The sequence below is a fragment of the Haloferax sp. s1 genome, assembly GCF_058382125.1.
Genome location: NZ_JBZRPK010000195.1, coordinates 1 through 1,813 on the forward strand (window position 1 = coordinate 1; position 1,813 = coordinate 1,813).

Below are 1,813 nucleotides of genomic sequence, written 5' to 3' on the forward strand. Positions count from 1 at the left end.
CTTTATCACTATAGGAGAGGAGATATCAGGCGATCCCGTGAATGAAGAAGTCGTATTACTAACAATTGTAGGTGTCAATTAATAGACTAGAAATTCAGTCGAGATAATCTAGTCGAGGATTGTGACCCCATACGTGATTGATTAATTACCTTTCTCTTTCCGAACCACCTCGACATCCGTGATTTTCGTCCCCGGATACTGACCGTCGTCGTCCTTTTCGGCGGCCTTCACCATGTCCCAGATGACGTTGAGTCCCGTCGTCACGCCCTCCAGAGCCTCCATCTCACAGCCCGTTTTGCCGGTCGTGCCGACGGTGACCGAAAGCGTGACCGACTCGTCGGCTACCTCGAACTTGGTGTCGACGTTCGTGATGGGAATCTGGTGGCACATCGGAATCGTCTCCCACGTGTGTTTGACCGCCTGAATCGCGCCGATTCGGGCGGTTGCGAGCACGTCGCCTTTCCCGATTTGATTGTCGCGGATGGCGCGAATCGTGGACGCGCTGAGATGGATGGTGCCGCGGGCGACGGCCCGGCGGCGTGTGTCGGGCTTTGCGCCCACGTCCACCATCTGGACGTTTCCGTCTTCGTCGACGTGGGTCAGTTCTCGGTCGTCGCTGCTGTTCGCCGCAGTGTCAGGGTCGGTGTCGGTGTTGGGTTTCGTATCGCTCATTCGTCCGCTCCTCGGAGGGCCGCAGGCAGTCGTTCGAGTAGGTCCGTTGCAACCAGTCCGCCGTCGAACTCGTCGGCCGCGAGGTCACCCGCGCGACCGTTCGCGTAGGCCGCGGCGGCGGCCGCGTCGAGTGGCGGAAGCACGGCCGCGAGCGAACCGGTCGTTCCCGCGAGCACGTCGCCGGTTCCGCCGACGGTCATGCCGGGGTTGCCGGTTCGGTTGACGCGAACTTCGTCGCCGTCGGCAACCACGTCGTACGCGCCCTTGACGAGGAGCACGTGTCCGAAGTCGGTCGCAAAGTCGGCGACGAGTTCGCGCCGCGTCTCCCAGTCCGCGTCCGTTTCGCCGCCCATCTGTTGTAACTCGCCTTGGTGCGGCGTGCAGATAAGGGTCGCCTCGGTGTCCACGTCGGGAACTATCTGGAGTGCGTCGGCGTCGACGACGGCGGTTCCGTCGTATGAGGTGAGGAACTCACGGACTGCATCGAGTGACTCGGCAGCATCGCCGAGACCCGGGCCGAAGACGACCACATCGCGGTCGGCGGCGAAGTCGAGCAGGCCGGAAACGTGGTCGGGCGTGAGGCGGTCGCCCGCAAAACCGCGGACGATGAGATTCTCGGAGAAGCCCTGTACCTCGCGTGCGACGTGCTCGGGGCACGCAACGCGCGCGAGGTCAGCACCGGCCCGGAGCGCGGCCTGTGCGGCCAACGCGGGTGCGCCGGTATACGGTCCGCCGCCGATGACGAGCACGTCGCCGTGGTCGCCTTTGTGGCTCTGCGAATCGCGGTGGAGTGCGAGTAGGTCGCCGGGACCAGTGAATAGCTCTGCCGCTTCCGGGATTCCGATGTCGGCGACGGTCACGTCGCAGTCGAGTGTACCGAGACCGGGTTTGTCGTCGTGGAACGTGACGACGTGGTCGGCCGCGACTGCTTCGCCCGCGGCGTCGCCGGTGTCGGCGTCGACGCCGGATGGCACGTCAACTGCGAGTACGGTGGCACCGGAGTCGTCGATGACTCGCGCGGCGGTCGCCTCTGGTTCGCGGAGCGCGCCGGTGACGCCGGTTCCGAGCATCGCGTCCACGACGAGGTCCGGGTCGCCGATGTCGAAGGTCACGGAGTCGGTGACGGTTCGAAGGTCGGCCT

2 protein-coding genes are annotated in these 1,813 nt (G+C 64.2%); both read right to left on the reverse strand.

Translation table 11 applies throughout. The features are described from left to right. Positions 1-141: 141 nt before the first annotated feature. Positions 142-672: a cyclic pyranopterin monophosphate synthase MoaC gene (gene moaC, locus QT222_RS01585; protein WP_491476088.1), complete on the reverse strand. Its 531-nt coding sequence runs from the start codon at positions 670-672 to the stop codon at positions 142-144. Continuing rightward, the coding region (locus QT222_RS01590; RefSeq protein WP_491476089.1) for an NAD(P)H-hydrate dehydratase at positions 669-1,813 on the reverse strand (1,145 nt) is incomplete at its 5' end. The genes moaC and QT222_RS01590, both read right to left, overlap by 4 nt.